The organism is Pedobacter folensis, assembly GCF_056490665.1.
This window is the reverse complement of the sequence record NZ_JBWJIF010000001.1, coordinates 1715697-1741844: the sequence shown is the minus strand read 5'-3', so window position 1 is coordinate 1741844 and position 26148 is coordinate 1715697. Positions and strand designations below refer to the sequence as shown.

Below are 26148 nucleotides of genomic sequence, written 5' to 3'. Positions count from 1 at the left end.
CTATTAAGGTTTATCTATTAAAAATCCTTACCCGATGTAAAATCGGGTCAGGATGATGAATCTTTGTTAATTTTCTGTGTAGCTGAGTTTCCGTGGCTAAATGGAAATTTGTCCTTATTTTACAATCATCAGCTTGGCAAATTTAAGCAATAGCTGTTTATTACCTAAACCCTGGAAGAATACAGTTGCCTTAACATCGGGCAAAGTTCCTTCTAAGCTGATAATTTTTCCGAAACCGAATTTTTCGTGCTCCACTTCCATACCGCCTTGAAATTCATGTGGTTGCGATGGAGTAAAGCCAGGCGTTGGCACATGTGCTTTTGCCAGTAGCGAGGTTGTTTTCGGACGGGCGGGTGGGGCAGAAGTAGTTGCGCCGGCTGCTGGTTTCGGTTTGCTAAAGAAATCGCGTGGCTGCGAGGTCCATGTTTTGCGGTCATCATCAAAATTACCTTCAAAACTGTTCGACTTGGCTGGTTTAACATCCAATTCTAAAAACTTCGGACTAATTTCGTTGATGAAACGGCTTGGTTCGCAGTTGGTTAAAGTTCCCCAGCGGTAGCGGGAAGTAGCATAAGTAAGTGTCAGTTTCACTTCGGCACGGGTGATGGCCACATAAAACAAACGGCGCTCCTCCTCTAAATCAGTTCGGTTGGTTAACGACATTTGTGAGGGGAACAGGTTTTCTTCCAGTCCTACGATAAATACGTTTTTAAACTCCAAACCTTTGGCTGAGTGGATCGTCATTAGAGAAACCGTATCCTTATTCTTATCGCCATCTTTATCATCATTGGTTAAAAGGGCAACATCCTGCATAAAGATATCCAAACCTTTTTCTTCAATGTCTTCGCGCTCGGCAAATTCCTTAATACCGTTTAATAATTCTTGAATATTTTCGTATCTCGCACGTCCTTCAACACTATCATCGGTATATAATTCTTTTAAAATACCTGCATGTTGGGCAATAAATAAAGCAGTATCGTAGGCATCGAGCTTTTTTGCCTCTGCCTGAAAGCTTTGCACCATCATCGCAAAATCGTTCAATTGATTGGCTAAACGCCCATCTACATATTCGTGTGCATTCGAAATTACATCCCACATGGTTTTTCCATGCTGGTCTGCCGCAACAATAATTTTATCAATAGAGGTATCGCCAATACCACGCTTAGGATAATTAATGACACGCTTTATAGCCTCTTCATCCTTCGGATTAAAGGTTAGACGGAAGTATGCAATTAAATCTTTAATCTCTTTGCGCTGGTAGAAAGATTGACCGCCATATATCCGGTAAGGGATGTTTAATTTGCGCAAACCTTCCTCCATAGCCCTGCTTTGTGCGTTGGTACGATACAAAATGGCGAAATCGTTGTGCTGGTAACCTTTAGTACTGCGCTCCTGAATAATGGCTTCGGCAACTAATTTACCTTCTTCGTTATCGGTAAAAGCCCGCGAAACCTTAATGCGGTCGCCAGGTTCATTATCCGAGAAAACATTTTTTTCGAGCTGGTTTTTATTGTTGGCAATAATACTGCTGGCTGCATCTACAATATTTTGGGTAGAACGGTAATTCTGCTCCAATTTATAAACCTTTAAATCAGGATAATCGCGTTCGAAATTTAAAATGTTCTGGATGTTTGCACCACGGAAGGCGTAAATACTTTGTGCATCATCACCTACCACACAGATGTTCTGATAAGCAGCAGCCAGTTTTTTCACAATGGTATACTGCGAAAAGTTGGTATCCTGATACTCATCCACCATCAGGTACCTGAATTTCTGCTGGTATTTATTTAAAACATCCGGATGTTCTTTCAATAAAATATTGGTTTTGAACAGTAAATCGTCGAAATCCATGGCGCCGGCTCTAAAACAGCGTTTGGCATAGGTTTCGTAAATCTGGCCAATCAACGGACGTTTATTCTGGATATCTTCGGCCTGTATCTGGTCGTTAGCCTGATATTCGCCCCAGGAAATTAAATTATTTTTAGCTGATGAAATTCTATTGAAAACAAAGTTCGCTGCATATAATTTATCATCCAGCTGCATTTCTTTCAAAATCGCACGGATTACACTTTTACTATCATCCGTATCATAAATGGTAAAATTGCTCGGATAACCGATTTTTTCGGCCTCTACCCTTAAAATTTTCGCAAAAACAGAGTGAAAAGTACCCATCCAAATGTTCTTTGCCTCTGCACCAACCACTTTACTAATACGCTCACGCATATCTTTACTCGCCTTGTTGGTAAAGGTTAAAACCAGAATGTTAAATGGATCGGTACCGGTTTGGATAAGGTGGGCTACACGAAATGTAATTACCCTGGTTTTGCCCGAACCTGCACCAGCAACAATCATTACTGGTCCTTTTGTGTTCTCTACTGCTGCTCTTTGTTGTGGGTTTAATCCTGCTAAATAATCCAAATCGGCTCCTGTTTTTTTGAGGTTCAAAAATAACAATTCCTATCGCTTTTTGCCAAAGTTGTTAGTAATTAGTTTAAAACCTAATCGGTCGTCCTAACGGTTCGTCATTCTGAACTTGTTTCAGAATCAATCATGCCATTAGACTTGTTGAAACTTATAGCCTAACATGGTAAAAAGAACTTGTTTTGATTGATTTTGAGGAAAGCTACATCCGTATTTCATAGCATTCGGTAGTCCTTTGCTTTGCTCATACTGCTGCTGGCATTGCCCACAAGGCCGGTATCCGCTTCGCCAAGGTTTATGAAATTTAGTTTGTGCTACTATTTGGGGGGTAAAAACCATAGTTTACTTTGTGACTCGTCATTCTGTGATCTCAGTTTTAGAAAAACTTAGCGTGAGGATGACAGGCTGAGCGGTATCGTCATCTCGACCGGAGTGGAGAGATCTATTAACATCGTTCAAAGATTTCCTATTCCGCTATGCTGCAGTCGAAATGATACCCGATTTTTATAATCCGTCATGCTGCACTTGTATTATTAGCTGTTCTATTAAGTTTAGGTCTAATAGCTACCTCGTGGTCAGAATCTATCCGGTATTGCTTATATGGCCCTTATCTATCTTATATGGTAAAATGGCCCTTATTTTATTGGGGACTAATATGGCTATGGTAAATCAGCTCCATGGGTTTATATAAAAGCCAAACCTGTATTTCATCGGCCTCGGTAGCCCTTTGCTTTGCTCATACGCCTACAGGCATTGCCCACCAGGCCGGTATCCGCTTCGCCAAGGTTTATAAAATTTAGTTTGTGCTACTATTAGGGGTATAAAACCCATAGTTTATTTTGTGACTCGTCATTCTGAACTTGTTTTATTAGCTGTTCTTATTAAGTGTCTAATAGCTACTTCGTGGTCAGAATCTATCCTGCATTGGCTTATATGGCCCTTATCTATCTTATATGGTAAAATGGCCCTTATTTTATTGGGGGCTAATATGGCTATGGTAAATCTGCTCCATCGGTTTTTAGAAAAGCCAAACCTGTATTTATTTAAATTCTGTCAGAATTGCACCCTATTTATTTGGGTATAGAATTTGATATGCTTTCGTAATGGAAGAGAAAAAAATAAATAAGGATATCGAGTTTACTGATATCCCCGAAGGAACAAATACAGATATTTATGCCAATTTAAAAGAGAAACTGGAAAGTGTTGAGCAATTTCCGGGTGTGTACAATTTTAAATTTATTATTACAGGCGGACTAGACAAAATACAAGATTTACGTGCTGTTTTGCCTGATGATGAGTTTATTGAGCATGCTTCAAAAACCGGGAAATATGTTTCCATTACCGTAAAAAAGATCATGCAAAATGCTGATGAGGTGATTGCTGTTTATAAACAAGTAGGAAACATCAAGGGAATAATGATCTTATAGTCCCGTACGTATAAAATAATTTCAGTAAAATATTGGTTTTACACGTAGCGGCTTGGCTAACCGCTACGTCAAAGTTTATAAGCTACCTATTGCTCAGCATCTTCCTCCTAATTAAAGATAGTCAGAAGGAGTTCCTATCAAGGTTAAACCGATCCGTTTTTAACGGCCCAATCTACCATTGAATCCAAGACCTCAAAAAGATCCTGCCCCGATGTTGTGAGACTGTAGGTAACTACCGGCGGAACAACTGCTTGCGCATCTCTATGAACAAGTTCATCATTTTGCAATTGCTTTAAGTGTTGTATAAGCATTTTTTCGGTGATCTGTGGTATTGCACGTTTTAACTCGCTATAGCGTTTTGGTCCGCTCATTAAATGAAAAATAATAATCGGTTTCCAATAACCACCAATTTTTTCCATTACAAAAGTAACAGGGCAGCTGGTTAGCGCTATGCCTTTATTAAAATTACGGGTCGAACTTTCTTTAACAGCTGTCATAGTTACATACTTTGGGGTAAGTACTTGTATAAAAGTAAGTACAAATATAGCTTTGTATTCAATATTTAAAAACAAAAAATCATGAAAATAACATTAACAGGATCAACAGGTAATATTACAAAGCCACTTGCCGAAATATTGGTAGCTAAAGGTCACGAAGTAAAAATTATTAGCAGCAACGCTGACAGAGCCGAAGAAATTAAATCGCTGGGCGCAATACCATTAATTGGTAGTGTAAGCGATATCGGATTTTTAAAAGCGGCCTTTTCAGGCGCTGATGCCATTTACACCATGGTTCCGCCGAATTTTGCAGTACCAAAATTTAGGGCATATATTAAAAGTATTGGCGAAAATTATGCTGTTGCCATTAAAGAATCAGGTGTTAAAAAAGTAGTGAATTTAAGTAGCGTAGGTGCAGACCTGCCGGATGGAACTGGTCCTATTGCCGGATTACACGATGTAGAAAATATTTTTGCTACATTAAATGGGGTAGAGGTAAAACATTTGCGTGCTGGTTATTTCTACATTAACTTTTTAGCCAATATTGATATGGTTAAACAGGCAAACATTTTAGGGTCTAATTTTGGTGCTGATGCAAAATTAGTTTTGGTGCATCCGCGTAATATTGCTGAGGTAGCCGCTGAAGTATTGGAAAGTAATTTTACAGGTAAAAGCGTACAGTATGTCGCCAGTGATGATGAAAGTACGCCAGCCGATGTTGCAAAAATATTAGGTACTGCAGTCGCTAAGCCGGAATTACCATGGATAGAATTTAGCGATGAAGATGCATTTAACGGAATGGTAGGAGCGGGTTTACCGGAAGAAATAGCCAAAAACTACGTAGAAATGGGCGATGCGATAAGAAGCAATAAACTTTTTGTAGATTATTATAAAAACAGGCCCGTTTTAGGTAACATTAAGCTTAAAGATTTTGCGGCTGAGTTTGCTGCGGCATACCAGGATTAATTGAATGATAACAGCTGCCTGGATTTAAACCTGGCAGCTGTTATTTTTTATATGGCCACACAACTTCCGGCAATTACTTTCCATTCCTGATCAAACAACTTCCAGACTCTCAAATACCTGAAAATACCTTCGATGGGTTGTGAAGCATATACGGCCTTTAGCTCAATTTTCACACTAACAACTGCAGTATCATTAATCAGGTTAATTTGCTGCTCAGAGGGGATAATAGAATTTACATCGATACTGCCAGATGTATAAGTTTCCATATCCATGGCCTTTGTGATGGTTATTCCATTGGGCAGGTTAAAAAGTAAATCTTCATGCAAAAGCAGATTAAGGTCTGCAACATCACCATTCAGTATGGCCGTTAATAATCTCTTTTCGTTTAAAATGATCTGTTCCCTGGTATTCATATTAATTGCTTTAATTCTTTTAAAACTCACATCCAATCTTCGTTTCCATTTTCTACCTGATACAACCAGTAATTAACCAGCTGTTTAATTTCGGTATAATTTCCATATTTAAAGTGAATCTGGCCAGCCGCCGTGTGTAAGGTAAGATGACCAACATCAACCCCTTTATGCCAGGGATATTGAAAAGTGCTTATGGCCTGGATTTTATTTGGCATTACTATTTCATTCGAAATATCCCAGATTCCGCTTTTTTTAATGATAAAATCCTGGTTTACTGAAATCCGATGTCGGCGGTAGCTGATATAAATCATCAAAGTGCCTATAATAAAGTAAACAATTGATGCACCCATATAAGGTTTAACTTCAGGAATGTTAAACGCAATGATTAAAAATGCCACAACTGGCAAAACCAGTTTAAAGAAGATCGGTAAATTCAAAAAGCGCCAGTCAGGGATAAAGGTTTTTGTTTTTAAAGGAATTTGACCCAATATCATTTTTAACAATTCATCCCGTTCGCCAGGGTTACATCCCGGAATTTCCAAAGTATTTCCCTGCATTTCATGTCCTTTTTTACTTTGACCAAAATGAGCCTGTTTTAAACTCATATTCAGCATATTCATCTTTTTCTGAAAGTAATTCTGGCTGTATTTGGTAATCTGGACTTTATTTGGACTAATCAGAGTATTTTTCTTGGCAATTAGCCCTGAAGAGAGTAAGAGTGTGTTTTTATGCTCACTAATTTCGAGCTCGAAATACTTGTAAAAAGTTCTCACCAGGTTAATAATCAACAATACCATTAATAGGCAGGCAATTAAGATAAAAACGGTAACAATGGTCAGCATACCTGTAACCGTGCTCTGAATTTCATCTTTATTAATTTTAAAAGCATCAAGCAACTGCCTGCCCTCATAAATAACGGTGTAAAAAAAAGCAGCAAGTAAAGCTAAACTTTGCTCGTAATTAGAGGTTAGTCCAACTTTAAACAATGTCCAGGTACTTATTCTTAAAAATGGTGTTTCTGCTGTCTTCTTGTTTTCTAATTCAATTTCTAATGGCGTTTCAATTGCGGCTCTTCTGTTTAATAAATGCTCTTTAAGGTTGTAGGCCGAAGTTTCGTCGATGGCTTTTATGCTCACTTCTTCTCCATGAGCACCTGCAGTATCGATTTTTAAACCATAAACACCGATAATTTTCTGCAGCATATTCTGGTTAATGTTAACCTGCTGTATTTTATCAAGCTGAATAATGACCTGATCGCGATTGAATATCCCCTTATTCACTACAAATTCCTGCTTTTCTTTATCCAGAAAGAACGTGAATTTTAAATACCATAAATAAGCAAATATGAAACTGAATACGATGATCGCAGCAATGCCCAACAGGAGATAGGTAAAAGAAGTGCCCGACATTTTTACAAATGCGATAATGAATAAGAAAAAACTCGCTTTGCCAATTTTTAGCATGGTATGAGCGCCCATGATGATGATACCAAAGGCCGATTCGCGTTGCGGTTTGCTAAAATCGTTATTCATTAGGATTCAATTCAGTTATTGGATTTTCGAGCAGGTCTAGTTTTTTCAAAAGCAGGTCTCTAATACGCTTTGCCTCGTCAATGGCAATACCCGAAATATGGATATGCCCGGTTTGGCCACCTGCGGTAAATAGTTGTAATGATCCCAATTTATACATCCTGGAAAAAATCCCTTCATTTAATTCAATATGCTGAATCCTGTTTAAAGGTACAATTGTGGTCGATTCGGCAATAATCCCGCTTTTATAGATTACATCATGTGTACGGATGGCATAACCCCGTTTCTTAAAACTGGCACGAAAGAGTAAAAAGAAGATGGCTAATAAGGCCAGGTAAAGCGGGATAATCCATTTTGCGTTTGCTTTTACTTCATCGATAAAGAACAGGAGTAAACCAACAGTTATGCCTAGCAGGCCAAAAAAGATGAACAGATTGATGCAGATGATTTTCCAATAATCGGGATGTGGCCGGCCTAACTGAATGTCTTCGTATTTTGGGAGAAGATCGAGATCAATAACTTCATTGGTGAAAAATGTCTCAGTGGTCATGGTTAAAGGTATAAAACATATTAATCTATCAATAGACTAATGTTTAAATCTTTTGTTACCTCGCTACAATAAACTTTTTTGCAGAATTATATTGACCTGAATCGGAAGAGATTTTGAAGAAATAAATGCCGGGAACAAAAGCAGAAGTATTGATTTCTAGTGTGTGTTTTCCGGTATTGAGGTATTCGTTTACTACTGTTTTTACCAATCGGCCCATCAAATCGTAAATCTGGATGTTGATTTTATCCGTTTCCGGCAAAACAATATCAATAAAGGTTTGCATGGCCGCCGGATTTGGGTAATTCTGAGAAACGGTAAACTTTAAGAATTTATCAAAAATTGCTTTATTAATGGCATCGAAAATAACATAACTCACCAATCTATAACCGCGTGCATTTGGATGAAATGCATCCTGATAAAGCGAAAAATCGCGCCTCATCGCCGCATTTACATCTGCTAAATATATTTTATACTCGGTAACTAATTTCCGGTATGCGGTATTAAGGTTCCTGATATTGGTATTTACAGTAACATAACTTTTAACAGTCCTATCGTCAACAAACTGAAGGGTACATAAAATCGGAATCAATTTTTGTTTAAGACTTGCTGTAATCAACACCCTCATATTAGCAACGCTTTCGGCTATGCTTCCTTTGCCTGCAGCAATCGCTATAGCATCATTAATACCCATATCTATCACAATAAAGCCTGTTCTATTGGCTATGGCATTATCAATTCTGAGCAAACCCTGAAAAGTAGTCTGACCGCCTATACCGTGGTTAGTAATATCGACTACCTTGTTGGTGTAACAGTTTAAAAAGTTGTTCTCCAGCATGGTTTGGAAACCCAATCCCTTAACACCTTCAACAGTACTGGCCCCAAAGGTTACAATATTTATACTGTCTTTCGAATAATATTGAGCTGCTTCCGGGCAACTTACGCGGGTGGGATTTTGCGCTTGAGCAAAGGAAGAGATGCGGACAACAAGAAGCAGCAGCAGAGATAGAAAAACTTTTGCGCTAAACTTCATTGTTAAAATTCTTTCGTACAGGATTTAAGGATATCTGTTATTCGCGCAATTTACAAAAAAGTAAATATAAATAATGCTGTGCTATCTTTTTTTACAAACAATAAATCATTTTTTGTATCTATTAACAGACGGGTTTTACGTTTTGCAGATAATACATTGATTTTTAGCTTTTAAAAAAAAATAATTGAAGCTATTATCATCTGGCGATATTAAAGTTTTACGCCGATATGAGGATAATTTATTAAGCGCTTGCTGTGCCTTTTATTTGGTAAAGCCTATATTTGTCCAAATTCATTTTGTTATGCAAGAGATTAAAAATTATGTAGAAACGCACAAACAACGTTTTTTAGATGAGTTGTTTGAGTTATTGCGTTTTCCATCGGTTAGTGCTGATCCGAAATACAAAGGCGATGTTTTAAAAACAGCTGATTACGTTGCGCAGAAATTAAAAGATGCAGGAGCTGATCAGGTAGAAATTTGCCCAACAGCAGGATATCCTATCGTTTACGGCGAAAAAATTATAGATGCTTCTTTACCAACCGTTTTAATATATGGCCATTACGATGTTCAACCGGCAGATCCATTAGAACTTTGGCATACACCACCTTTTGAACCAACCGTACGCGATGGTAAAATTTACGCCCGTGGCGCTTGTGATGATAAAGGACAGTTTTATATGCATGTAAAAGCATTCGAACTGATGATGCAAACCAATACCCTGGCTTGTAACGTTAAATTCATGATCGAAGGTGAAGAGGAAGTAGGTTCTGCAAATCTTGGTATTTTTGTAAAAGCCAATGCTGAACGTTTAAAAGCCGATGTTGTTTTAATTTCTGATACTTCAATGATCAGCATGGAACATCCATCAATCGAAACCGGTTTACGTGGTTTAGCTTACATGGAAGTTGAAGTGGTTGGTCCGAACCGCGATTTACACTCTGGGGTTTATGGTGGGGCAGTAGCCAATCCGGCCACTATTCTTTGTAAAATGATCGCTTCATTGCACGATGAAAATAACCACATTACTATTCCTGCTTTTTATGATAAAGTGCTTGAATTAACCGATGAGGAGAAAAAAGCATTAAATTCTGCACCTTATGACGAAGCTGAATACAAAAAGGATTTAGATATCGAAGAAGTTTGGGGTGAGAAAGGTTATTCAACGCTGGAGCGTACAGGTACCCGTCCAACTTTAGAAGTAAACGGAATTTGGAGCGGTTATATTGGCGAAGGTGCAAAAACCGTGTTGCCAAGTAAAGCCAATGCAAAAATTTCTATGCGTTTGGTTCCACACCAGAGCTCAGAAGAAATTGCCGAGATTTTTACCAAACATTTCGAAAGTATTGCACCTAAAAATGTAAAGGTAAAAGTTACCCCTCACCATGGTGGCGAACCTGTGGTAACCCCAACTGATAGTATTGCATACCAGGCAGCAGAAAAAGCAATTGAAGATAGTTTTGGCAAAAAGGCTATTCCAACACGCGGTGGTGGCAGTATTCCAATTGTGGCTTTGTTTGAAGATGTACTGGGAATTAAATCGGTGCTTTTTGGTTTCGGTTTAGATAGCGATGCACTACACTCTCCGAATGAGAAATATGATATTTACAATTATTATAAAGGAATAGAAACTTTGCCTTTATTCCATAAATATTTCGCAGAGCTGAGCAAATAAGTTCGATTTAATTTATCCGTTCTGACCCAACAGATCGTCATTTCGAGCGGAGTGCAACGCAGTCGGGAAATCTATTTTCAGCAGATTTCTCTATTTTGCCAAACTTCAGTCGAGGTGACGATTTTTTTGAAAATGAGCGTTCTGTATTTCATAGGTGCTGTAGTCCCGCCATCGCTTATAGTCCTCATTTCGTTGCACTTCATTCCGGGCTATTCAGCTTTGTCGGGTTTATTTAACTGCAGACAGTTCCCAGAGACAGCACTACAGATGCAATTTGCATCTTTAAATAGTATAACCGGCCTTGCCACCTAAACCCGACAGTAGTGGAAAACCCACAGCCCGAAATATGAGGGCGAGGATTTGAAACGGATGGCGGGGCTACTTTAAGTGCATTGTTGCCGGTTTTGCTTTCCAATACATTACATAAATTTAAGTTGACTGTCCTTCTGAGCGGAGTCGAAGACCATCCCTGTTGTTTATATCTCAACTGGTTTCAACCAATTGATTTTAGTGGTTAATTTTTTTACCAGGGTTTTTTTTCTAAATTGGTACCATGAAATACCTATTCTCATCTCTTTTACTTTTATCCGGACTCGCTTCTTTTGCTCAGGATACTAAAACGATTAACCAATCCGGGAATCCAATTTTTCAAGGTTGGTATGCAGATCCCGATGCTGCTATTTTTAACAATAAATATTGGGTTTACCCCACTTACTCGGCCAGGTATAAGGAACAGGTTTTTTTAGATGCCTTTTCATCAGATGATTTGGTGAAGTGGAAAAAACACCCGCATATTTTAGATACGGCTGCTGTAAAATGGGCCAATAAAGCGATGTGGGCTCCTGCAATTGTTCAAAAAGACAAAAAATATTACCTGTTTTTTGGTGCCAATGATATTCAAAGCGACAAAGAAATTGGCGGAATTGGCGTAGCTGTTGCCGATAAACCAGAAGGACCATACAAAGATCACTTAGGGAAACCTTTGGTAGATAAGTTTCATAATGGCGCCCAACCTATTGATCAGTTTGTGTTTAAAGATAAAGATGGTCAGTATTATTTAATTTATGGAGGCTGGAAACATTGTAACATTGCCAAATTAAATCAAGATTTTACGGGCTTTTTGCCTTTTGAAGATGGTACGACCTTTAAAGAAATTACACCTGATAATTATGTTGAAGGCCCTTATATGTTCATCCGGAATGGTAAATACTATTTCATGTGGAGCGAAGGGGGCTGGACTGGTCCGGATTATTCTGTAGCTTATGCCGTGGGCGATTCGCCATTTGGTCCGTTTAAAAGGATCGGTAAAATATTAAAACAGGATGCCGCAATTGCTACCGGCGCGGGCCATCATTCGGTTATCATTAACGAGAAAAAAGAAAAGTATTATATCGTTTATCACCGTCGTCCCTTAACCGAAACAGATGGAAACCACCGTGTTACCTGTATTGATGAGATGAAATTTGATGCAGATGGCAATATTCTTCCTGTAAAAATTACAAACGAAGGGGTAAAAGCCCAGAAAGTAAAATAATTGCTGTTCAGCTGGATATTTTTATTCAATTTCCAGCTGAACTTTACTGGTTTGCAAAACACTTTTCGCCTGCTTTTTATTCAGGGTATTAAATCCCCAGGCACACAATAAAAGCATACAGGCCAGCCCTAGCCAAAGCCAGTTGTAACCTAAGTTTTTGGCGATGAAAAATCCGAATAATGGTCCGACTACTTGTGCGCACGACCAGCTCAACGTATAACCTGCCGCATATAAACCCCTGTTATGCTCATTGCTTCTGCTGATCACGATCGTATTGATAAAGGGTAAGGAGAACATTTCTCCACAGGTAAAAACAACAATGGTAAGTGCAGCAGCAACGATGTGAAAACTCACCGGAGCACTCAACATGATATAAGAGACCGAAAATAAAACTGCCCCTATGATGATGAAAAACATGGGAGATTTTTTGGCTTCAATCTTGTTGATCATGATCATTTCGAATAAGGCAATCACTACTCCATTAATCCCAATAATAATACCAATGGCGAATTCATCAATGTGCCATTGCTCTTTAAAAAACACTGGCACAACCCTGAACATTAAAAAAGCGCAGGTAATAAAAACCGTAGTGAGCAGGATAAATTTTACATAAAAAATGTCTCTCCATGGTTTCATAATCACCATGTTACTGGCATTTTCTTTGGCTTTTTTGATAAAATCTTTCACCTGTGGCAAAAACGACAAGATTAATAAACCAACTACAATGCTTACAGCTCCCTCAACAATGAATAGGAGTTTGTAATTTATGGAGGCAATAATACCTGCCAAACTGATTCCTACCGACCAACCTATATTGACGGCCAATCTGTTTAAGGAGTACGACCTGGTTATGGTTCCTTCTGCGGCATAATGGGCAACTGCCGTAAAATTTGCCGGACGGAATGCCTCAGAAAAAAAGCTGATGACTACGGCTAAAATACATAATGTAGAAAAGTGGGTGATCGTAGAAAAAAGCATGAAAAGCAAACCGCCAATAATTGACGATAGAATTTGCACCGGGCGAAAACCAATCATATCGGTCAGCTTTCCGCCTGTTGCCGATCCAAGGATCGAACCTACACCAAATAAGGTGATGATCAAACCCGCATCCATTTCCGATCGATGTAAACTTTGGGTAACGTATAAGCCCATAAACGGAACGGCCATACTACCACATCGGTTAAACATCATTACAATGCTCAAAAGCCAGGTTTCTCTGCTTAATCCGCTAAATGATGTCTTATAAGTGTCGAAAATAAGTTTGAACATGGTGTATTTAGATGCAGTAAAAATACCAAATGCCAGATATTATTTAATCATCTGAATTCAATATCCGCTTATTGAGCTAAAAAAGATGAGCAAAAAATATCCCATAATTTTTTACAAATTTGCATCCGGAAACCGATCAAATGCCGCCAGAGAAAAGAACCCCGATAAACAAAAGCCCAGTTGCCAGAAAACCTGCTGCCAGAAAACCTGTAACCAGAAAAACCACAGCAGGCAGAAAAAAGGAAGGCGCGCTTTCCGTTCAGCTTAAATTGGTTATTGCTGCTTTATTGTTGGTTTTGCTCTCTCCATTTTATTACGGTTATGTATTAAGGAGCTTTGTGGCTACCTGGCGCTGGGTTAAAGACTGGGGTCAAGACCCCAATTACAGAACTTACGAAAGTTTTAATATCAAGATCCCCAAAAAATACACGGTTCACGGAATCGATGTTTCGTATTACCAGGGCAAAATAAACTGGCAAAAAGTAAAAGATATGAAAGAGGATGAGGTCAGCATCCGTTTTGCCTTTATCAAAGCCACAGAGGGGTTAATGTTAGTTGATCCCTATTTTCAACGCAACTGGCGTGAAGCGCCAAAAGCAGGGATTATATGTGGTGCTTATCATTTCTTCCGACCCAAAAAGGATGGTAAAACGCAGGCTAAATTTTTCTTACAAGTGGTTAATATAGAGAAAGGGGATTTACCACCTGTTGTGGATATTGAATCTCTTGATGGCGTTTCGCCACTAAAAATGAGGGCAGAACTTTCTGATTTTCTCAATTATGTAGAAATGAAAACAAAAGTCAGACCGATTGTTTATACCGGACTTAAATTTTATGAAGATTATTTAGTCGATCATTTTGATGATTATCCTTTGTGGATCGCCCATTATTATCAACCAAAGTTAAGAATGGATAAAAGCCGCTGGAAATTTTGGCAGCATTCTGATAAAGCTAAAATTAACGGCATCGGCCATGTAGTCGATTTTAATGCCTTTAACGGCGATAGTTTGGCGTTGGATAGGTTATTAGTTAATTAGATGAGGTTAACTGGTTAATTGTTTAAATCGGTTAACCGACTCCAAACGCCAAACGCTCACCTCCAAACTAGTATAGCTAAACCGTCCAGCTTTCACATTTCTCCAGGAAAAACTCATCTGCCTCCGCACCAATACCAATTTCCTCGGGAACATCAAGAAAGTAACCGTTATAAGTTAAGCCACCCACCACAGGGTCGACCAGGTGCCCCAATAGTGCCGTATCTAAGTCAAAAAACTCAACATTAGGACTGGCCAATGCAAAATGAAGGTTGGCACTTAACGCAATCCGGGTTTCGAGCATGCTACCGATCATACATTTTACGCCTCGTTGTAAAGCTTCTTCATGGATTTTTTGCGCTTCTAAAATGCCTCCGGATTTCGAGAATTTAATGTTTAAATAAGTTGTAGACTGGCTATTGATCAATTTTCGGGCATCGTGATGGTTGTAACAGCTTTCATCGGCCATTAGTTTAATCGGCGAATTTACATTCAGTTCTGGTAATTGATCATCGTACCAGGTTCGCATGGGTTGTTCGCAAAACTCAATGTTGTACTGTGCTAATTCTCCTAAAGCAAATAAAGCATCATCAAAACTCCAGCCCTGATTGGCATCCAGGCGTAAAATCAAATCTTCACCAACCGCCTCGCGGATATGTTTTACCCTTTCGATATCATCATGTACTTTTTTACCCAGCTTAATCTTTAATATGCGGCAACCCTGGCTTTTATACTTTAATGCTGTTGTAGCCATTCCCGCTGGCGTGTCGATACCAATGGTCATATCTGTTTCAATGCTGCGTTTGGTTCCGCCAAGAAATTTATACAGTGGTAATTTGGCGTTTTTCGCTGCAATATCGAATAATGCCATATCGAAAGCGCTTTTAATGGTATGGTTATGATCTGCATAACCCAATAAATCGTTCATCCGCTCAGGAATATCTAAAGGATCTTTCCCCTTTAAAATGGCGGCGAAATCTTTAGCCATGGCAATACAGGTTTCCTGCGTTTCACCAACAATCATCGGGAAAGCAGAACACTCTCCAATGCCGTGAATGCCAGCATCGGTGTAAATCCTGATCAATACGTTCTGTGCAAAATGCATGGTTCCGGTTGCAATCACAAAAGGTTCCATGGGGATGCTAAAGCGGTATATTTCGGTATGGGTGATTCTCATTTTTTTAAGGTCGAAGGTATAAGGTTGAAGGTGTAAGGTTTGCAAATCGGGATAGAAGCCGATCATCTTTACAACTCAATTCGTAAAGCAATGCATCATATTTAAATTAAATAGCTCATTTGTGCTAAATTCCATTCATTATTTAGATTTCCAACTAAAGTATAAAAACAAAAACTAAATAGAAACAGGTTTGTAGATTATTAATAGATTTACGCCTCAAATTAAAATTCCTTTTTCCCGCTTACATTTTACATTAGCAGCCATGTCTGATACCAATAATTTAATCCACGCTTCGTCGCCATATTTGCTACAACATGCCCATAACCCGGTTAATTGGTACGAATGGGGCTCAGAAGCATTAGAAAAAGCTAAAGCGGAAAACAAACTGATATTGGTTAGTATCGGCTATTCAGCCTGTCATTGGTGCCATGTAATGGAGCGCGAAAGTTTCGAGAATCATGAAGTTGCCGAAGTGATGAACCGTCATTTTATCTGCATTAAGGTCGATCGTGAAGAGCGTCCGGATATTGACCAGATTTATATGTATGCCATCCAGCTCATGACAGGTAGTGGAGGCTGGCCATTAAATTGTATCTGTTTGCCGGATCAGCGTCCGATTTATGGCGGAACTTATTTCCGGAAAAATGATTGGATCAATATTCTGGAAAATGTGGCTGCACTTTGGGCCAATGAACCCGATAAGGCTATCCAGTATGCAGAGCGGTTAACTTCGGGCATTAAAGACAGCGAAAAAATAATCGCTGCAGGTACAACAGAAGAATATACCCATGAACATTTAACTGAAATTATCGATCCCTGGAAACGTCATTTCGATATTGGCTTTGGGGGATATAACCGTGCACCAAAATTCCCTTTACCCAATAACTGGGTCTTTTTATTGCGATATGGCTTTTTAAAAGATGATGAGTCAGTTTTTACCGCTGTGTGTCATACCCTCGAAGAAATGAGCCGTGGTGGTATTTACGATCAGATCGGCGGTGGTTTTGCCCGTTATTCGGTTGATGATAAATGGCACGTGCCCCATTTTGAAAAAATGCTCTATGATAATGCGCAACTGATCAGTTTATATGCAGAAGCCTATCAATGTACTAAATTCGATTCTTTTAAACAGACCGTTGTTGAAACGATAAATTGGGTTTTCGATGAGATGACTTCAGCAGATGGATTGTTTTATTCGGCACTGGATGCTGATAGCGAAGGGGTAGAGGGCAAATTTTACATTTGGGATAAAAGTGAATTCGATGAGGTTTTAGGTGAAGATGCCCAGTTGATTGGCGCTTATTACAACATTACCGAAGAAGGCAACTGGGAAGAGGAGCAAACCAATATTTTACGTAAAACGATCAGCGATGATGACCTGCTTGCAAAATTTAATATTGATGCAGAAGTACTTCACGGTAAAGTAAAGTCAGCTAAAGCAAAATTACTGGCGGTTAGGAGTAAAAGGATCCGTCCGGGCTTGGATGATAAATGTTTAACGGCCTGGAATGGTATGATGATTAAAGCTTTAGCCGATGCAGCAGAAGTGTTAAATCAGAAGTCCTATTATGAAAAAGCTTCAACTGCCGCCAATTTTATTTTATCGCACTTAAAATCAGAAAAAGGTGGTTTATACCGCAATTATAAAAACGGAAAGGCTTCTATTACGGGTTTCTTAGACGATTACGCTTTTTTTATTGAAGCGTTGATTGCCCTATATGAAGCTGATTTTGAGGAAAAATGGTTAGAAGAAGCAAAATTATTAACCGATTATGTGATTGCTAATTTTACGGATGCAGATTCGCCAATGTTTTTCTACACCTCAGCAGAGAGTGAAGATTTAATTGCCCGTAAACATGAAGTAATGGATAATGTAATTCCGGCTTCAAACTCTACCATGGCGCAGAATTTAAAGCAACTGGGCCTGCTTTTTGATGTAGAACAATACACCGAAAAAGCTTCAGAAATGCTTGCTGCGGTTCATCCGAAGATAAAAACCTATGGTTCTGCCTATTCAAACTGGGCCATTCAATTGTTAAACGAAATTTACGGCATAAACGAAATTGCCATTACCGGTTTAGAAACGGATGTTGTTAAATTAGCATTAAGCGGACATTATATTCCAAACAAAATTACATTGGGCGGAACAAAAAGTAACCTACCGCTGTTAAAAGGTAAGCAAAGCAATGAAACAAAAGTTTATATTTGCCGAAATAAAGTATGCCAGTTGCCGGTTAAAACTGTTGAGGACGCATTAGAGTATTTACAATAAATTAATTTAAATGAATATTTCACCAAACTCTGTAGTAGCGTTAACTTACGAATTGCATACTACTAACGAAGAAGGACAACAAGTTTTTGTCGAAAAAGCTGACGAACAAAATCCTTTAGTATTTTTATATGGCGTAGGCATGATGTTGCCTAAATTTGAAGAGCATTTAACTGGTTTAAAAACTGGTGATGAATATGGCTTCGAGCTATCTGCTGCAGATGGTTATGGCGATATCGATCCGGGTGCTTTTGCCGATTTGCCAAAAACGATGTTTACTGAAGCTGGTGGCGAATTGCCAAATGTAGGTGATGTAATTCCATTGCAAGATAACAATGGTAACCAGTTTAGGGCAGGTGTTACAGCTGTTCACGACGAAACCATTTCAGTTGATTTAAACCACCCAATGGCTGGTAAAAACCTGGTATTTAATGGTGTGATTTTGAATGTACGTGAAGCTACTCAAGATGAATTGGCTCATGGTCATGCGCACGGAGCGGATGGTCACTCAGGTCACTAATTACTAAATATAAACGATTTTCAAAGAAGTCAAGTTTTAGATAGCCACTTTGCTATGTAAACTTGACTTCTTTCGTTTGTATGTCCATACTTAATCTTGAAAAACCTCTTCCAGAACAAGTAAAAACCCCGGCATAATCGGTGTGGTTACCTTTTCACCAACGGTTAACAGTTTGGTGGGTTGAAACTTACCTTTATCATCAAGAATATACCTGAAAAAAGTCTTTTCCGAAGGACTTACGATCCAGTATTCTTTAACGCCTGCTTCTTCATAAACCTCGTATTTGTTGATCAGTTCTTTTTTATTGTTGCCTGGAGATAAAATTTCGACAACAATATCAGGTGCACCTATGCATCCGCGTTTATCGAGTTTGGTCTGATCGCAAACCACCACAATATCAGGTTGTACTACCGTGAAAACTTCTTTATCCTCCTGGGTTTTCTTTGCTAAACGGACATCAAAAGGTGCTGAATATACTTCACACTTATGGCCATTCAATGCGTTGTAAATTGGAACGTAAATTCTTCCCGATAGTTTTTGATGAAGACGGGAGGGAGCAGGGCTCATCTCGAAAATGTACCCTTTGATGATTTCTAAGCGCTCTTCAAATTCGAAACGCATATAATCTGCATAACTGTAAGACGCAGAGAAATCAATTTCATTAAGCGTCTTAACTGGAGGCAGCTCTTCCTCAGTAGGATATGGCTTGATATTTTTCATATGAGGTATTTAACCAAATATACTAAATATCTTAGTTTTTTAAAAATCAATCTTCAAACGCAGTCCGCCATTAGTGAGATTGAGGTTTTCTTTAGAGAAAGTTTTCATCGGCAACCTTAAAAAAGGTTCGATGGCAATATTGTTCTTTTTAGATATTTTTTGTTTATAACCGAACGAGAAATTATAAAATCCGATGTATTTATCAGGATCTATATTCGCTTCAGGTTGTGGTTCAGTAGTTTTTTCTTTCACAATCATCGTTTTCGAATCAGCATAACCATTTGCTGTTGTAGAAGAAAAATTCTGCACCTGGTTTACAATGTAGTTATTCTGTTGCGAGTTGTTTAAAACAGCCAGTGCAGAAACCCCAATATTGGTGTAGAGTTTATCACTTATATTGTATTTTAATTCCAGAGGAACGTTGATTCCACGCACTTTAGCATCAACCGACTCGAGGTTTTTGCCTGATAAAGTTTGTGGTGCAGAAGCATTTAACGATTCGGTGGTGCTAATAGATGCATAAGAAACACCAGAGCTTATCGATAGTTTGTTGGCGATGGCATACGATAAAGAAAAGCCATAGTTCATGGTTACTTTATTGTCATTACCCATTGCCGGGGCTACGTACACATCAGGCTGCCATTTAGAATTTTCACTTGTTTTGGATGGCGGTTTTTGCTGATTTACATAACTATCATGGGCAAGCAATCGCTCAAAACTTGTTTGCGTATTTGGCTGAGGTTTCTTCTTTTCCGTTAAAATATCAAACGGTTTTGATTTCAGGTTTGAAAGATTAGTACCTGCAAGTTTGTTATCTAAAAGATTATCATTTGCCGGAACCAATTGTTCGGTATTGATAAAAGTATAATCGCTTTGTGGTGTTAATAATGGTTTTATGCTTTCCACGGTTTTGGCCGGGCGACTGGCAACAAGGTTGTTTGCAGCAGTTGCACTGCCATTTAATGAAGTAGGATTGGCCGGAGTTTCAATAACCGCATCTGTATTCCCCTTAGCCGCCGGATTTTGCGTGGCTTTAGGTTTAATTATCGCAATTTCTTTTTTCTGATCTGTATTGTTTTGCATAAAAAATACACCTCCGAAGATAAAAATTAAGGCAGCAGCAGCCCACAAAGGCCAAAAAGCGATGCCTGGTTTCTTATTTTTTTTCTCCGAAAAGCGCTCCCATGCACCATCAGGGTATGTTTCCTCATGGTTTTGGAGTTGCGCGGTGATATGCTCAATTAATTCCTTATCCATTTTTTTCGTATGAATTAACCATGGTATTTAGGTAAAGGGTACGTAACTTATTTTTAGAACGTGTAAGGTAAACACGACTGGAACTTTCAGGAATGTTTAACATTTTCGAAATTTCATCGTGGGCGAAGCCCTCAATTTCATATAAGTTAAATACCAGTCTCTGCGTATCTGGTAAGTGATTTAGTAAATTCAAAATATCATTAACGTGTAGTTCCGAAGCAACCGAAACCTGGGTAACCGGATGTTCACTTTCTGCTAAATCATCAACATAAAATTGAACTTTCGAACTTCGTATTTTGTCTATTGCTGTCCGCGAAGCAATCTGGGCAATCCAACCTTTAAACGATCGCTGTAATTCTTCCGGGTTCTTTGGTGCTTTGAAGCCGCCAACATGTTTGAAAATCTTGATAAAACTGTCATTTACAAGCTCTTCACTGTCCGAAGGATTCTTGGTATACCTTAAAATTATGCCCATTAAATAGCCATAAAATGATTTATACATCATTTCTTTACAGCTATTGTCGTTTTTTACACAGCCTTTTAAAATTTCCTCAAAACTGAGTATTTTTTTTATCACCCCTGTAAAGGACTATTTATTAAAGGTTTATCATGATTAATTATTGCAAATTTAAGAAAATAACACCACCCAATTTTTTGAGTGGTGTCAATTTTCATTTCCACAGGTAGCGTGAAATATTTTTTATTTGTTTGTCATCACTGATAACCCAACGCCGGTACTATCGGTTTTGCTTGATAAGCCTTTAGCCCAGATGGTATAAATTTTACCTTTTTCGATTTTAACAGCTGGTAAACTCACTTTAACTGTTCCGCTTTGTTTTAACTGGAAAGTATAGCTGTCGTTCGGTGCAATATTGCTAAAAGTGGTAAACTCTTTAAATGCTTTTGCTGTAAATAATGGCGCATCTGTTCCGGCAATAGCTAAATCAAATGGAGCAGAACCTGGGCTTAAGTTTACAAAACGAACTTTAGCCTTATCGGTTTCTGGTGCTTTTAAATCATCTTCCAGGATTAAAAGTTTGGTAGATTTTAAAGTATCTACTACGAAAACCGAATAAAATGATCCTTCTTTTAAGGTAGCTGTAGCTGTTGTTAAATATTTTAAAGAGTCTTTTTTAGCAACGCCAACTAATCTTGTTCCAGGATAAGCAGCATAATAGCCCAGATCTTTAGTGTAGGTAAAGCTGTTTATTTTTTGGTTATCCAGGATAAAATCTAAAGCAGCTGTTCCAGGTGATGCATGAACAAAGCCAATACCGGCAGCTTCTATCGGATCGTTGTTAAAATCTTTTTTACAGGCAGTTATGGTTAAAGCTATCGCTAAGAGAGAGAGTATAATTTTTGTAGTGCTAAAATTTTTCAAATTCGTTTTCATTTTAATGTTTTAAATCAATTTTATGAACAAAATTGGTTAATGGCCATTAACGCTTTTTTCTTGTAAAACGATTAACGGAATGAAAACGCTACAACAGATGTGTTTTTTTTAATCGACAGTAATTTTACTCTCATAAATAATTTTGCTTGCCACGGGTTTCCCATTTACAATTGCAGGCATAAAGTCGAAGTCTTCCTCGCGCAAATTCTTAAGTTTAATTTCACTGGTTTTATTGTAAACTGATGAAGTCACCTTGGTTTCGTATTTTGTGAGTATGCCTTTTTCATTTATGTGGAATATGAGATAGGCTTTATGGATTCCTTTATATGGCCTTAAATCATGTGGTGGGGTATATTGTTTCCACAAAAAAAAGAATGCAAAATACGAACCGCCAATTTTAACCGGATACATAACTTGGTCGCCATTCTTTAAGCTATCTATTTCATAAGAGAAATCTGGTCTAGTAAGACTGTATTCTACTTTTTTAGTAGTATAGTTGTAGATTTGATCAACCGTATCGGATGTTTTAAAGAAGCGCCATCTTCCGTATCGTTTTCCCTCCTTATAGAGGCCTGTAGCTACAAGCATTTTACCAGCTTTTATTTCTGATAAACCATTTTTGACATACCTCTTAGTCTTTAGTTCTGTTGCATGTTCAATCATGCCACCTCTAATAATTCTATAATAGGTTCTGGTAGAGTCGCTCTTTTGTGCAGTAGCGGTAAAACAAATAAAAAATAATAAGAGTATGGAGAGCGTTTTCATATTTAGTATTGTTTTATAAAGAAAAAGAGTTTTGATATCAAATCAAAACTCTTTTATCAATAATTTTTATAGATACTCACTTAAGAATACATTTCTTCTCTTAGTTTCGCAACATCACTACTGTTAATGTACTCATCGTAAGTCATCAACTTATCAATAGTGCCTTTCGGCGTAATTTCGATAATGCGGTTGGCAACGGTTTCTGTTAACTGGTGATCTCGTGAAGTAAACAATATCGCACCTTTAAAATCTTTCATACCATTGTTCAAGGCCTCGATAGATTCCAGATCCAGGTGATTGGTTGGCTCATCAAACATTAATAAGTTGGCTTGTTGTAACATCATTCTGGAGAACATACAACGCATTTTCTCACCTCCTGAAAGCACTTTTACGTTTTTAAGTACTTCTTCACCCGAGAATAACATACGGCCTAAAAAGCTACGTACAAATTGCTCATCCGCATCGGTACCTGAGTACTCACGTAACCAATCTACCAGGTTTTCATCTTTACCGGCAAAATACTCAGAGTTATCGTTCGGAATATCTGCAGTGCTAATGGTAACGCCCCATTTAAATTCACCTCTGTGTTCTGCGTCTCTGCCTGTCAATACATCATAAAATGCTGCGGTAGCCAAACTGTTCTGAGATAATACGGCAATTTTATCACCTTTGTTTACCATGAAGGTGATTTTATCGAACAATACACCGTCATTTCCGTTTTTACCCAGGTTTTCTACCTGTAAAATCTGGTCACCAGCTTCGCGACCAGTATTGTTGAAGATAATGGCCGGGTATTTTCTGCTCGAGGCTTTAATTTCGGTGATATCGATCTTATCCAAAGCTTTCTTACGCGAAGTAGCCTGTTTTGATTTAGATGCATTGGCACTGAACCTGCGGATAAATTCCTGTAGCTCCTTCACCTTATCTTCCATTTTCTTATTCTGGTCGCTACGTTGTTTTAAAGCCAGCTGACTAGATTCGTACCAGAAAGTATAGTTACCAGTGTAAATACTCATTTTAGCGAAATCAATATCGACAATATGCGTACAAACGGCGTCTAAAAAGTGCCTGTCGTGCGATACAACCAATACGATATTCTGGTAATCGGCCAAAAAGTTTTCTAACCAGGCAATGGTTTCAATGTCCAAATCGTTGGTAGGCTCATCCAGTAATAAAATATCGGGGTTACCGAATAAGGCCTGTGCCAATAACACACGTACTTTCTGTGTGTTGTCCAGTTCTTTAAGTAATTTATAGTGATTATCTTCCGTTATGCCCAAATTGCTCAACATCGTAGCAGCATTGCTTTCCATGTTCCAGCCATCCATTTCTGCGAAAAGATTCTCCAGCTCTCCGGCACGTTCGCCATCTTTCTCCGAGAAATCTTCTTTCATGTAAATGGCATCTTTCTCTTTCATGATGGCATAAAGTTCTTTATGACCGATCATTACGGTTTCTAATACCGAAAACTCATCAAATTCGTAGTGGTTTTGTTTTAAAACCGCCATTCTTTCGCCTGGAGTAAAAGCCACGCTACCAGAGGTTTGGTTCACTTCTCCCGATAAAATTTTTAGAAAAGTAGATTTACCTGCGCCGTTAGCCCCAATTACGCCATAGCAGTTGCCTTGGGTAAATTTTAGGTTAACATCTTCAAATAATGTGCGTTTGCCGTATCGTAACGATAAATTAGAAACTGAAATCATGCTGTAATTGAAATAAGCCGCAAAGATAGGGAAAAAGGTTGAGGGTAGGAAAGTGTTTGATGGTTTGGTTGTTTTATTGTTTTATTGTTGAAAGGTTTTGAGGTTGGAAAGTTCGATTGCTATATTGTTGAAAGCTGTATGATCAGTTAACCGGTTAACCAATTTTTTTGAAAACGGAGGTTCCGTTCTTTTTTGGCTAAGCAGTCCCGTTATCCGCTTTACTCCGTTACACGTCGTGCCCGCTGCTACCGGGTTTATTTTACAAAGGGGAGAAGCTTTTGGCCAATGGTATAAAACCCAGAGACTAAATTAATAACGAAATGTAGCGCAATTAATAAAATAGATTTTTGGTCATTACTTCTTTTCATGATGTGATTTTAGTATTTTAGTGATACACACAAAATGAAATCAATATGAAAAAATTAACACTAGGCATCATCATGTCTGCTATTTCCATCGTGGCTTTTGGCCAAGAATCCCAGTATCAATATAAAGTCGATTTTTTTGGCGATACCATTCTGGTCGATTCCAAAGATAATACCATCGGCAAACAGAAGAAAGACTTTTTTGGCAATACCATTATTGTAGATAAAGATGGCAAAACCATAGCCAAGCAAAAGCAGGATTTTTTCGGTAATACGATTTTAGAAAATGAAGCCGGAAAAACTGTAGGTACACAAAAGAAAGATTTTTTTGGCAATAAGGTGTTAGAAAGTGAACGTGATCAAAACCTGGTGCCAAAGCAATTAGGAGGTTTGGTTCCTGGTGATGGGAAAACAGAAGTGGCCATCAGGCAAAAAACAGATATCTTCGGTAATATCGTTATTGAAAACGACCGTGGCCAGATCTTAAATGTTTATAAAACAGATATTTCGGGCAATATCATCATAGAAGATGGCAATGGTAAGGTAATAGGCAAACAGAAAAATAATATTTTTGGCGATACCGTTGTTGAAGATGACCATGGAAATATATTAGCTAAGTATAAAAAAGATGTATTTGGCCATACTGTAATAGAAGATGTTAATGGTAAAAAGGTGGGCATTTTCAAAACGGATATTTTTGGAAATAAATCTTTTGTTCCCGAACATTAAAGGGTATTGATTATTTAATAAACTTTTTCAAAGTAGGCTTATGTCATTCTCGCGCATGCAGGAATCTTAATGCAAGCTATACATAGCATTTAGATTATGTTAGATGAGCACTTTTTGGTTCCCAATTAAGTTGGGAATGACGACCTATCTCAATGTACTTTGTTGTAAAATATTTATTTTAGTCCCATGCCAAATCATATTTTGCTAGATACCATAAAAACCACGCTGCAAAAAAGTAAAGTAGAAAAATTAGCTGCTATAGCTTCTGAAGATACCTTTTCGGTAAAAGATTTGATTGATTTGAGTTTTTATCATGATGAACAAATTGGTTTCAGGGCCGCCTGGATCTTAGAAAATGTATTCACTAACCATCAGCAGAGATTTCTGCCCTACGCACTTTATTTTTTAGAGAAATTTCCACAACAACACAATTTGTCGGCATTGAGGCATTATGTTAAAATTATGGCCTTTATGACCAAAAAAAATGCCTCAGTGGAAGTTAAGAAAATCCTTGCCGGTTATGATACCGATCATTTGGTAGAAGTTGCTTTTGCCTGGTTAATTGATGAGCAGATTCCGGTAGCTGTAAAATCACACTGTTTAAACCTTTTGGCCAATTTAAATGTCAAACACAATTGGATTAAAGAAGAATTGTTACAAACCATGGATTTCCTGGTAGATAAAGAAAGTATTGCCTTTTTCGCAAAAGTTAAACAGATCAGGAAACAGTTGGCAGTTCGCGGTTAACAGTTATCAATTTGCAGTTCTTCTTAACAGATTCAGCTGACAGTTTTTGAGCCCTCAATCTTCCTGCCTTCCGCCATTAAGCTTTCTTCAGTTAACGTAAAGTCAAATCTTCGGGATTTAACCTTCAACCCTCTACCTTCCGCCTTCTACCTCATATATCA

Annotated in this window: 24 protein-coding genes; 10 read left to right on the top strand and 14 right to left on the bottom strand. The window is 38.2% G+C overall.

What is annotated here, in order from left to right:
• Positions 1–114: 114 nt before the first annotated feature.
• Positions 115–2418, bottom strand: a complete 2304-nt coding sequence (locus AC04QZ_RS06860) for an ATP-dependent helicase (protein ID WP_478357420.1) — start codon at positions 2416–2418, stop codon at positions 115–117.
• A 680-nt stretch (positions 2419–3098) separates the two neighbouring features.
• Between AC04QZ_RS06860 and AC04QZ_RS06855 the strand changes: the two genes are divergently transcribed.
• Both AC04QZ_RS06855 and AC04QZ_RS06850 read left to right on the top strand, forming a co-directional pair.
• Positions 3099–3221 (top strand): hypothetical protein, encoded by a 123-nt coding sequence (locus tag AC04QZ_RS06855; protein WP_478357129.1) that lies wholly within the window; start codon positions 3099–3101, stop codon positions 3219–3221.
• A 303-nt stretch (positions 3222–3524) separates the two neighbouring features.
• Positions 3525–3848, top strand: a complete 324-nt coding sequence (locus tag AC04QZ_RS06850; RefSeq protein ID WP_478357128.1) for a DUF493 family protein — start codon at positions 3525–3527, stop codon at positions 3846–3848.
• 143 nt (positions 3849–3991) lie between these two features.
• Here AC04QZ_RS06850 and AC04QZ_RS06845 read toward each other — a convergent pair whose 3' ends face one another.
• Entirely contained in the window at positions 3992–4345 is a 354-nt protein-coding gene (locus AC04QZ_RS06845; protein WP_478357127.1) for a winged helix-turn-helix transcriptional regulator, read from the bottom strand.
• 81 nt (positions 4346–4426) lie between these two features.
• Here AC04QZ_RS06845 and AC04QZ_RS06840 point away from each other — a divergent pair, with 81 nt between their 5' ends.
• Entirely contained in the window at positions 4427–5311 is an 885-nt protein-coding gene (locus tag AC04QZ_RS06840; RefSeq protein WP_478357126.1) for an NmrA family NAD(P)-binding protein, read from the top strand.
• Positions 5312–5358: 47 nt separating this feature from the next.
• Here AC04QZ_RS06840 and AC04QZ_RS06835 read toward each other — a convergent pair whose 3' ends face one another.
• The 4 genes from AC04QZ_RS06835 to AC04QZ_RS06820 are packed head-to-tail and all read right to left on the bottom strand — an operon-like array spanning position 5359 to position 8833.
• Positions 5359–5724, bottom strand: a complete 366-nt coding sequence (locus tag AC04QZ_RS06835; protein WP_478357125.1) for a nuclear transport factor 2 family protein — start codon at positions 5722–5724, stop codon at positions 5359–5361.
• 26 nt (positions 5725–5750) lie between these two features.
• Positions 5751–7256 (bottom strand): PH domain-containing protein, encoded by a 1506-nt coding sequence (locus AC04QZ_RS06830; protein WP_478357124.1) that lies wholly within the window; start codon positions 7254–7256, stop codon positions 5751–5753.
• Entirely contained in the window at positions 7249–7803 is a 555-nt protein-coding gene (locus tag AC04QZ_RS06825; RefSeq protein WP_478357123.1) for a PH domain-containing protein, read from the bottom strand. Before AC04QZ_RS06825 ends, AC04QZ_RS06830 begins: the two co-directional genes overlap by 8 nt.
• A 55-nt stretch (positions 7804–7858) precedes the next feature.
• Complete coding sequence (locus tag AC04QZ_RS06820) at positions 7859–8833, bottom strand: SGNH/GDSL hydrolase family protein (RefSeq protein WP_478357122.1); 975 nt, start codon at positions 8831–8833, stop codon at positions 7859–7861.
• A gap of 301 nt (positions 8834–9134) precedes the next feature.
• Between AC04QZ_RS06820 and AC04QZ_RS06815 the strand changes: the two genes are divergently transcribed.
• Together AC04QZ_RS06815 and AC04QZ_RS06810 are read left to right on the top strand one after the other, a co-directional pair.
• Positions 9135–10505, top strand: a complete 1371-nt coding sequence (locus tag AC04QZ_RS06815) for a dipeptidase (RefSeq protein WP_086547065.1) — start codon at positions 9135–9137, stop codon at positions 10503–10505.
• A gap of 553 nt (positions 10506–11058) precedes the next feature.
• On the top strand, positions 11059–12039 hold the full coding sequence (locus AC04QZ_RS06810) for a glycoside hydrolase family 43 protein (RefSeq protein ID WP_478357121.1): 981 nt from the start codon (positions 11059–11061) through the stop codon (positions 12037–12039).
• Between the two features lie 21 nt (positions 12040–12060).
• On the opposite strand, the gene AC04QZ_RS06805 is transcribed toward AC04QZ_RS06810, so the two are convergent.
• Positions 12061–13308 (bottom strand): MFS transporter, encoded by a 1248-nt coding sequence (locus AC04QZ_RS06805; protein ID WP_478357120.1) that lies wholly within the window; start codon positions 13306–13308, stop codon positions 12061–12063.
• A gap of 140 nt (positions 13309–13448) precedes the next feature.
• Between AC04QZ_RS06805 and AC04QZ_RS06800 the strand changes: the two genes are divergently transcribed.
• Complete coding sequence (locus AC04QZ_RS06800) at positions 13449–14345, top strand: glycoside hydrolase family 25 protein (RefSeq protein WP_478357119.1); 897 nt, start codon at positions 13449–13451, stop codon at positions 14343–14345.
• A 76-nt stretch (positions 14346–14421) separates the two neighbouring features.
• Here the strand turns inward: AC04QZ_RS06800 and AC04QZ_RS06795 are convergent, their stop codons facing one another.
• The gene (locus AC04QZ_RS06795) at positions 14422–15519 is read right to left on the bottom strand and encodes a mandelate racemase/muconate lactonizing enzyme family protein (protein ID WP_478357419.1); all 1098 of its coding nucleotides are present in this window, start codon (positions 15517–15519) and stop codon (positions 14422–14424) included.
• A gap of 262 nt (positions 15520–15781) precedes the next feature.
• On the opposite strand from AC04QZ_RS06795, the gene AC04QZ_RS06790 reads away from it, so the two are divergent.
• Complete coding sequence (locus AC04QZ_RS06790; protein WP_478357118.1) at positions 15782–17791, top strand: thioredoxin domain-containing protein; 2010 nt, start codon at positions 15782–15784, stop codon at positions 17789–17791.
• Positions 17792–17801: 10 nt separating this feature from the next.
• The gene (locus AC04QZ_RS06785) at positions 17802–18308 is read left to right on the top strand and encodes an FKBP-type peptidyl-prolyl cis-trans isomerase (protein WP_029280752.1); all 507 of its coding nucleotides are present in this window, start codon (positions 17802–17804) and stop codon (positions 18306–18308) included.
• Positions 18309–18398: 90 nt separating this feature from the next.
• On the opposite strand, the gene AC04QZ_RS06780 is transcribed toward AC04QZ_RS06785, so the two are convergent.
• The 6 genes from AC04QZ_RS06780 to AC04QZ_RS06755 all read right to left on the bottom strand — a co-directional run bounded on the left by AC04QZ_RS06780 (position 18399) and on the right by AC04QZ_RS06755 (position 24146).
• The gene (locus tag AC04QZ_RS06780) at positions 18399–19028 is read right to left on the bottom strand and encodes a Uma2 family endonuclease (RefSeq protein ID WP_478357117.1); all 630 of its coding nucleotides are present in this window, start codon (positions 19026–19028) and stop codon (positions 18399–18401) included.
• A 39-nt stretch (positions 19029–19067) separates the two neighbouring features.
• Entirely contained in the window at positions 19068–20285 is a 1218-nt protein-coding gene (locus AC04QZ_RS06775; RefSeq protein ID WP_478357116.1) for a hypothetical protein, read from the bottom strand.
• Positions 20278–20862 carry an RNA polymerase sigma factor gene (locus AC04QZ_RS06770; protein WP_086547055.1) on the bottom strand — a complete coding sequence of 195 codons (585 nt, stop codon included), beginning with the start codon at positions 20860–20862 and terminating at the stop codon, positions 20278–20280. Before AC04QZ_RS06770 ends, AC04QZ_RS06775 begins: the two co-directional genes overlap by 8 nt.
• Positions 20863–20985: 123 nt before the next feature.
• The gene (locus AC04QZ_RS06765) at positions 20986–21678 is read right to left on the bottom strand and encodes a DUF4397 domain-containing protein (protein WP_086547054.1); all 693 of its coding nucleotides are present in this window, start codon (positions 21676–21678) and stop codon (positions 20986–20988) included.
• Positions 21679–21786: 108 nt separating this feature from the next.
• Positions 21787–22443, bottom strand: coding sequence for a hypothetical protein (locus AC04QZ_RS06760; protein ID WP_478357115.1), 657 nt, complete (start codon positions 22441–22443; stop codon positions 21787–21789).
• 80 nt (positions 22444–22523) lie between these two features.
• Positions 22524–24146, bottom strand: coding sequence for an ABC-F family ATP-binding cassette domain-containing protein (locus AC04QZ_RS06755; RefSeq protein ID WP_478357114.1), 1623 nt, complete (start codon positions 24144–24146; stop codon positions 22524–22526).
• 413 nt (positions 24147–24559) lie between these two features.
• Here AC04QZ_RS06755 and AC04QZ_RS06750 point away from each other — a divergent pair, with 413 nt between their 5' ends.
• Positions 24560–25240 (top strand): hypothetical protein, encoded by a 681-nt coding sequence (locus AC04QZ_RS06750; RefSeq protein WP_478357113.1) that lies wholly within the window; start codon positions 24560–24562, stop codon positions 25238–25240.
• Positions 25241–25426: 186 nt separating this feature from the next.
• Positions 25427–25987 (top strand): hypothetical protein, encoded by a 561-nt coding sequence (locus AC04QZ_RS06745; RefSeq protein WP_478357112.1) that lies wholly within the window; start codon positions 25427–25429, stop codon positions 25985–25987.
• Positions 25988–26148 lie beyond the last annotated feature (161 nt).

Coding starts and splice junctions, on each gene's coding strand:
- AC04QZ_RS06805 (WP_478357120.1), bottom strand. CDS start 13,308: ATGTTCAAACTTATTTTCGACACTTATAAGACATCATTTAGCGGATTA.
- AC04QZ_RS06810 (WP_478357121.1), top strand. CDS start 11,059: ATGAAATACCTATTCTCATCTCTTTTACTTTTATCCGGACTCGCTTCT.
- AC04QZ_RS06765 (WP_086547054.1), bottom strand. CDS start 21,678: ATGAAAACGAATTTGAAAAATTTTAGCACTACAAAAATTATACTCTCT.
- AC04QZ_RS06780 (WP_478357117.1), bottom strand. CDS start 19,028: ATGAAAAATATCAAGCCATATCCTACTGAGGAAGAGCTGCCTCCAGTT.
- AC04QZ_RS06825 (WP_478357123.1), bottom strand. CDS start 7,803: ATGACCACTGAGACATTTTTCACCAATGAAGTTATTGATCTCGATCTT.
- AC04QZ_RS06800 (WP_478357119.1), top strand. CDS start 13,449: ATGCCGCCAGAGAAAAGAACCCCGATAAACAAAAGCCCAGTTGCCAGA.
- AC04QZ_RS06850 (WP_478357128.1), top strand. CDS start 3,525: ATGGAAGAGAAAAAAATAAATAAGGATATCGAGTTTACTGATATCCCC.
- AC04QZ_RS06795 (WP_478357419.1), bottom strand. CDS start 15,519: ATGAGAATCACCCATACCGAAATATACCGCTTTAGCATCCCCATGGAA.
- AC04QZ_RS06830 (WP_478357124.1), bottom strand. CDS start 7,256: ATGAATAACGATTTTAGCAAACCGCAACGCGAATCGGCCTTTGGTATC.
- AC04QZ_RS06840 (WP_478357126.1), top strand. CDS start 4,427: ATGAAAATAACATTAACAGGATCAACAGGTAATATTACAAAGCCACTT.
- AC04QZ_RS06760 (WP_478357115.1), bottom strand. CDS start 22,443: ATGAAAACGCTCTCCATACTCTTATTATTTTTTATTTGTTTTACCGCT.
- AC04QZ_RS06755 (WP_478357114.1), bottom strand. CDS start 24,146: ATGATTTCAGTTTCTAATTTATCGTTACGATACGGCAAACGCACATTA.
- AC04QZ_RS06785 (WP_029280752.1), top strand. CDS start 17,802: ATGAATATTTCACCAAACTCTGTAGTAGCGTTAACTTACGAATTGCAT.
- AC04QZ_RS06820 (WP_478357122.1), bottom strand. CDS start 8,833: ATGAAGTTTAGCGCAAAAGTTTTTCTATCTCTGCTGCTGCTTCTTGTT.
- AC04QZ_RS06745 (WP_478357112.1), top strand. CDS start 25,427: ATGCCAAATCATATTTTGCTAGATACCATAAAAACCACGCTGCAAAAA.
- AC04QZ_RS06790 (WP_478357118.1), top strand. CDS start 15,782: ATGTCTGATACCAATAATTTAATCCACGCTTCGTCGCCATATTTGCTA.
- AC04QZ_RS06835 (WP_478357125.1), bottom strand. CDS start 5,724: ATGAATACCAGGGAACAGATCATTTTAAACGAAAAGAGATTATTAACG.
- AC04QZ_RS06775 (WP_478357116.1), bottom strand. CDS start 20,285: ATGGATAAGGAATTAATTGAGCATATCACCGCGCAACTCCAAAACCAT.
- AC04QZ_RS06815 (WP_086547065.1), top strand. CDS start 9,135: ATGCAAGAGATTAAAAATTATGTAGAAACGCACAAACAACGTTTTTTA.
- AC04QZ_RS06750 (WP_478357113.1), top strand. CDS start 24,560: ATGAAAAAATTAACACTAGGCATCATCATGTCTGCTATTTCCATCGTG.
- AC04QZ_RS06845 (WP_478357127.1), bottom strand. CDS start 4,345: ATGACAGCTGTTAAAGAAAGTTCGACCCGTAATTTTAATAAAGGCATA.
- AC04QZ_RS06855 (WP_478357129.1), top strand. CDS start 3,099: ATGGGTTTATATAAAAGCCAAACCTGTATTTCATCGGCCTCGGTAGCC.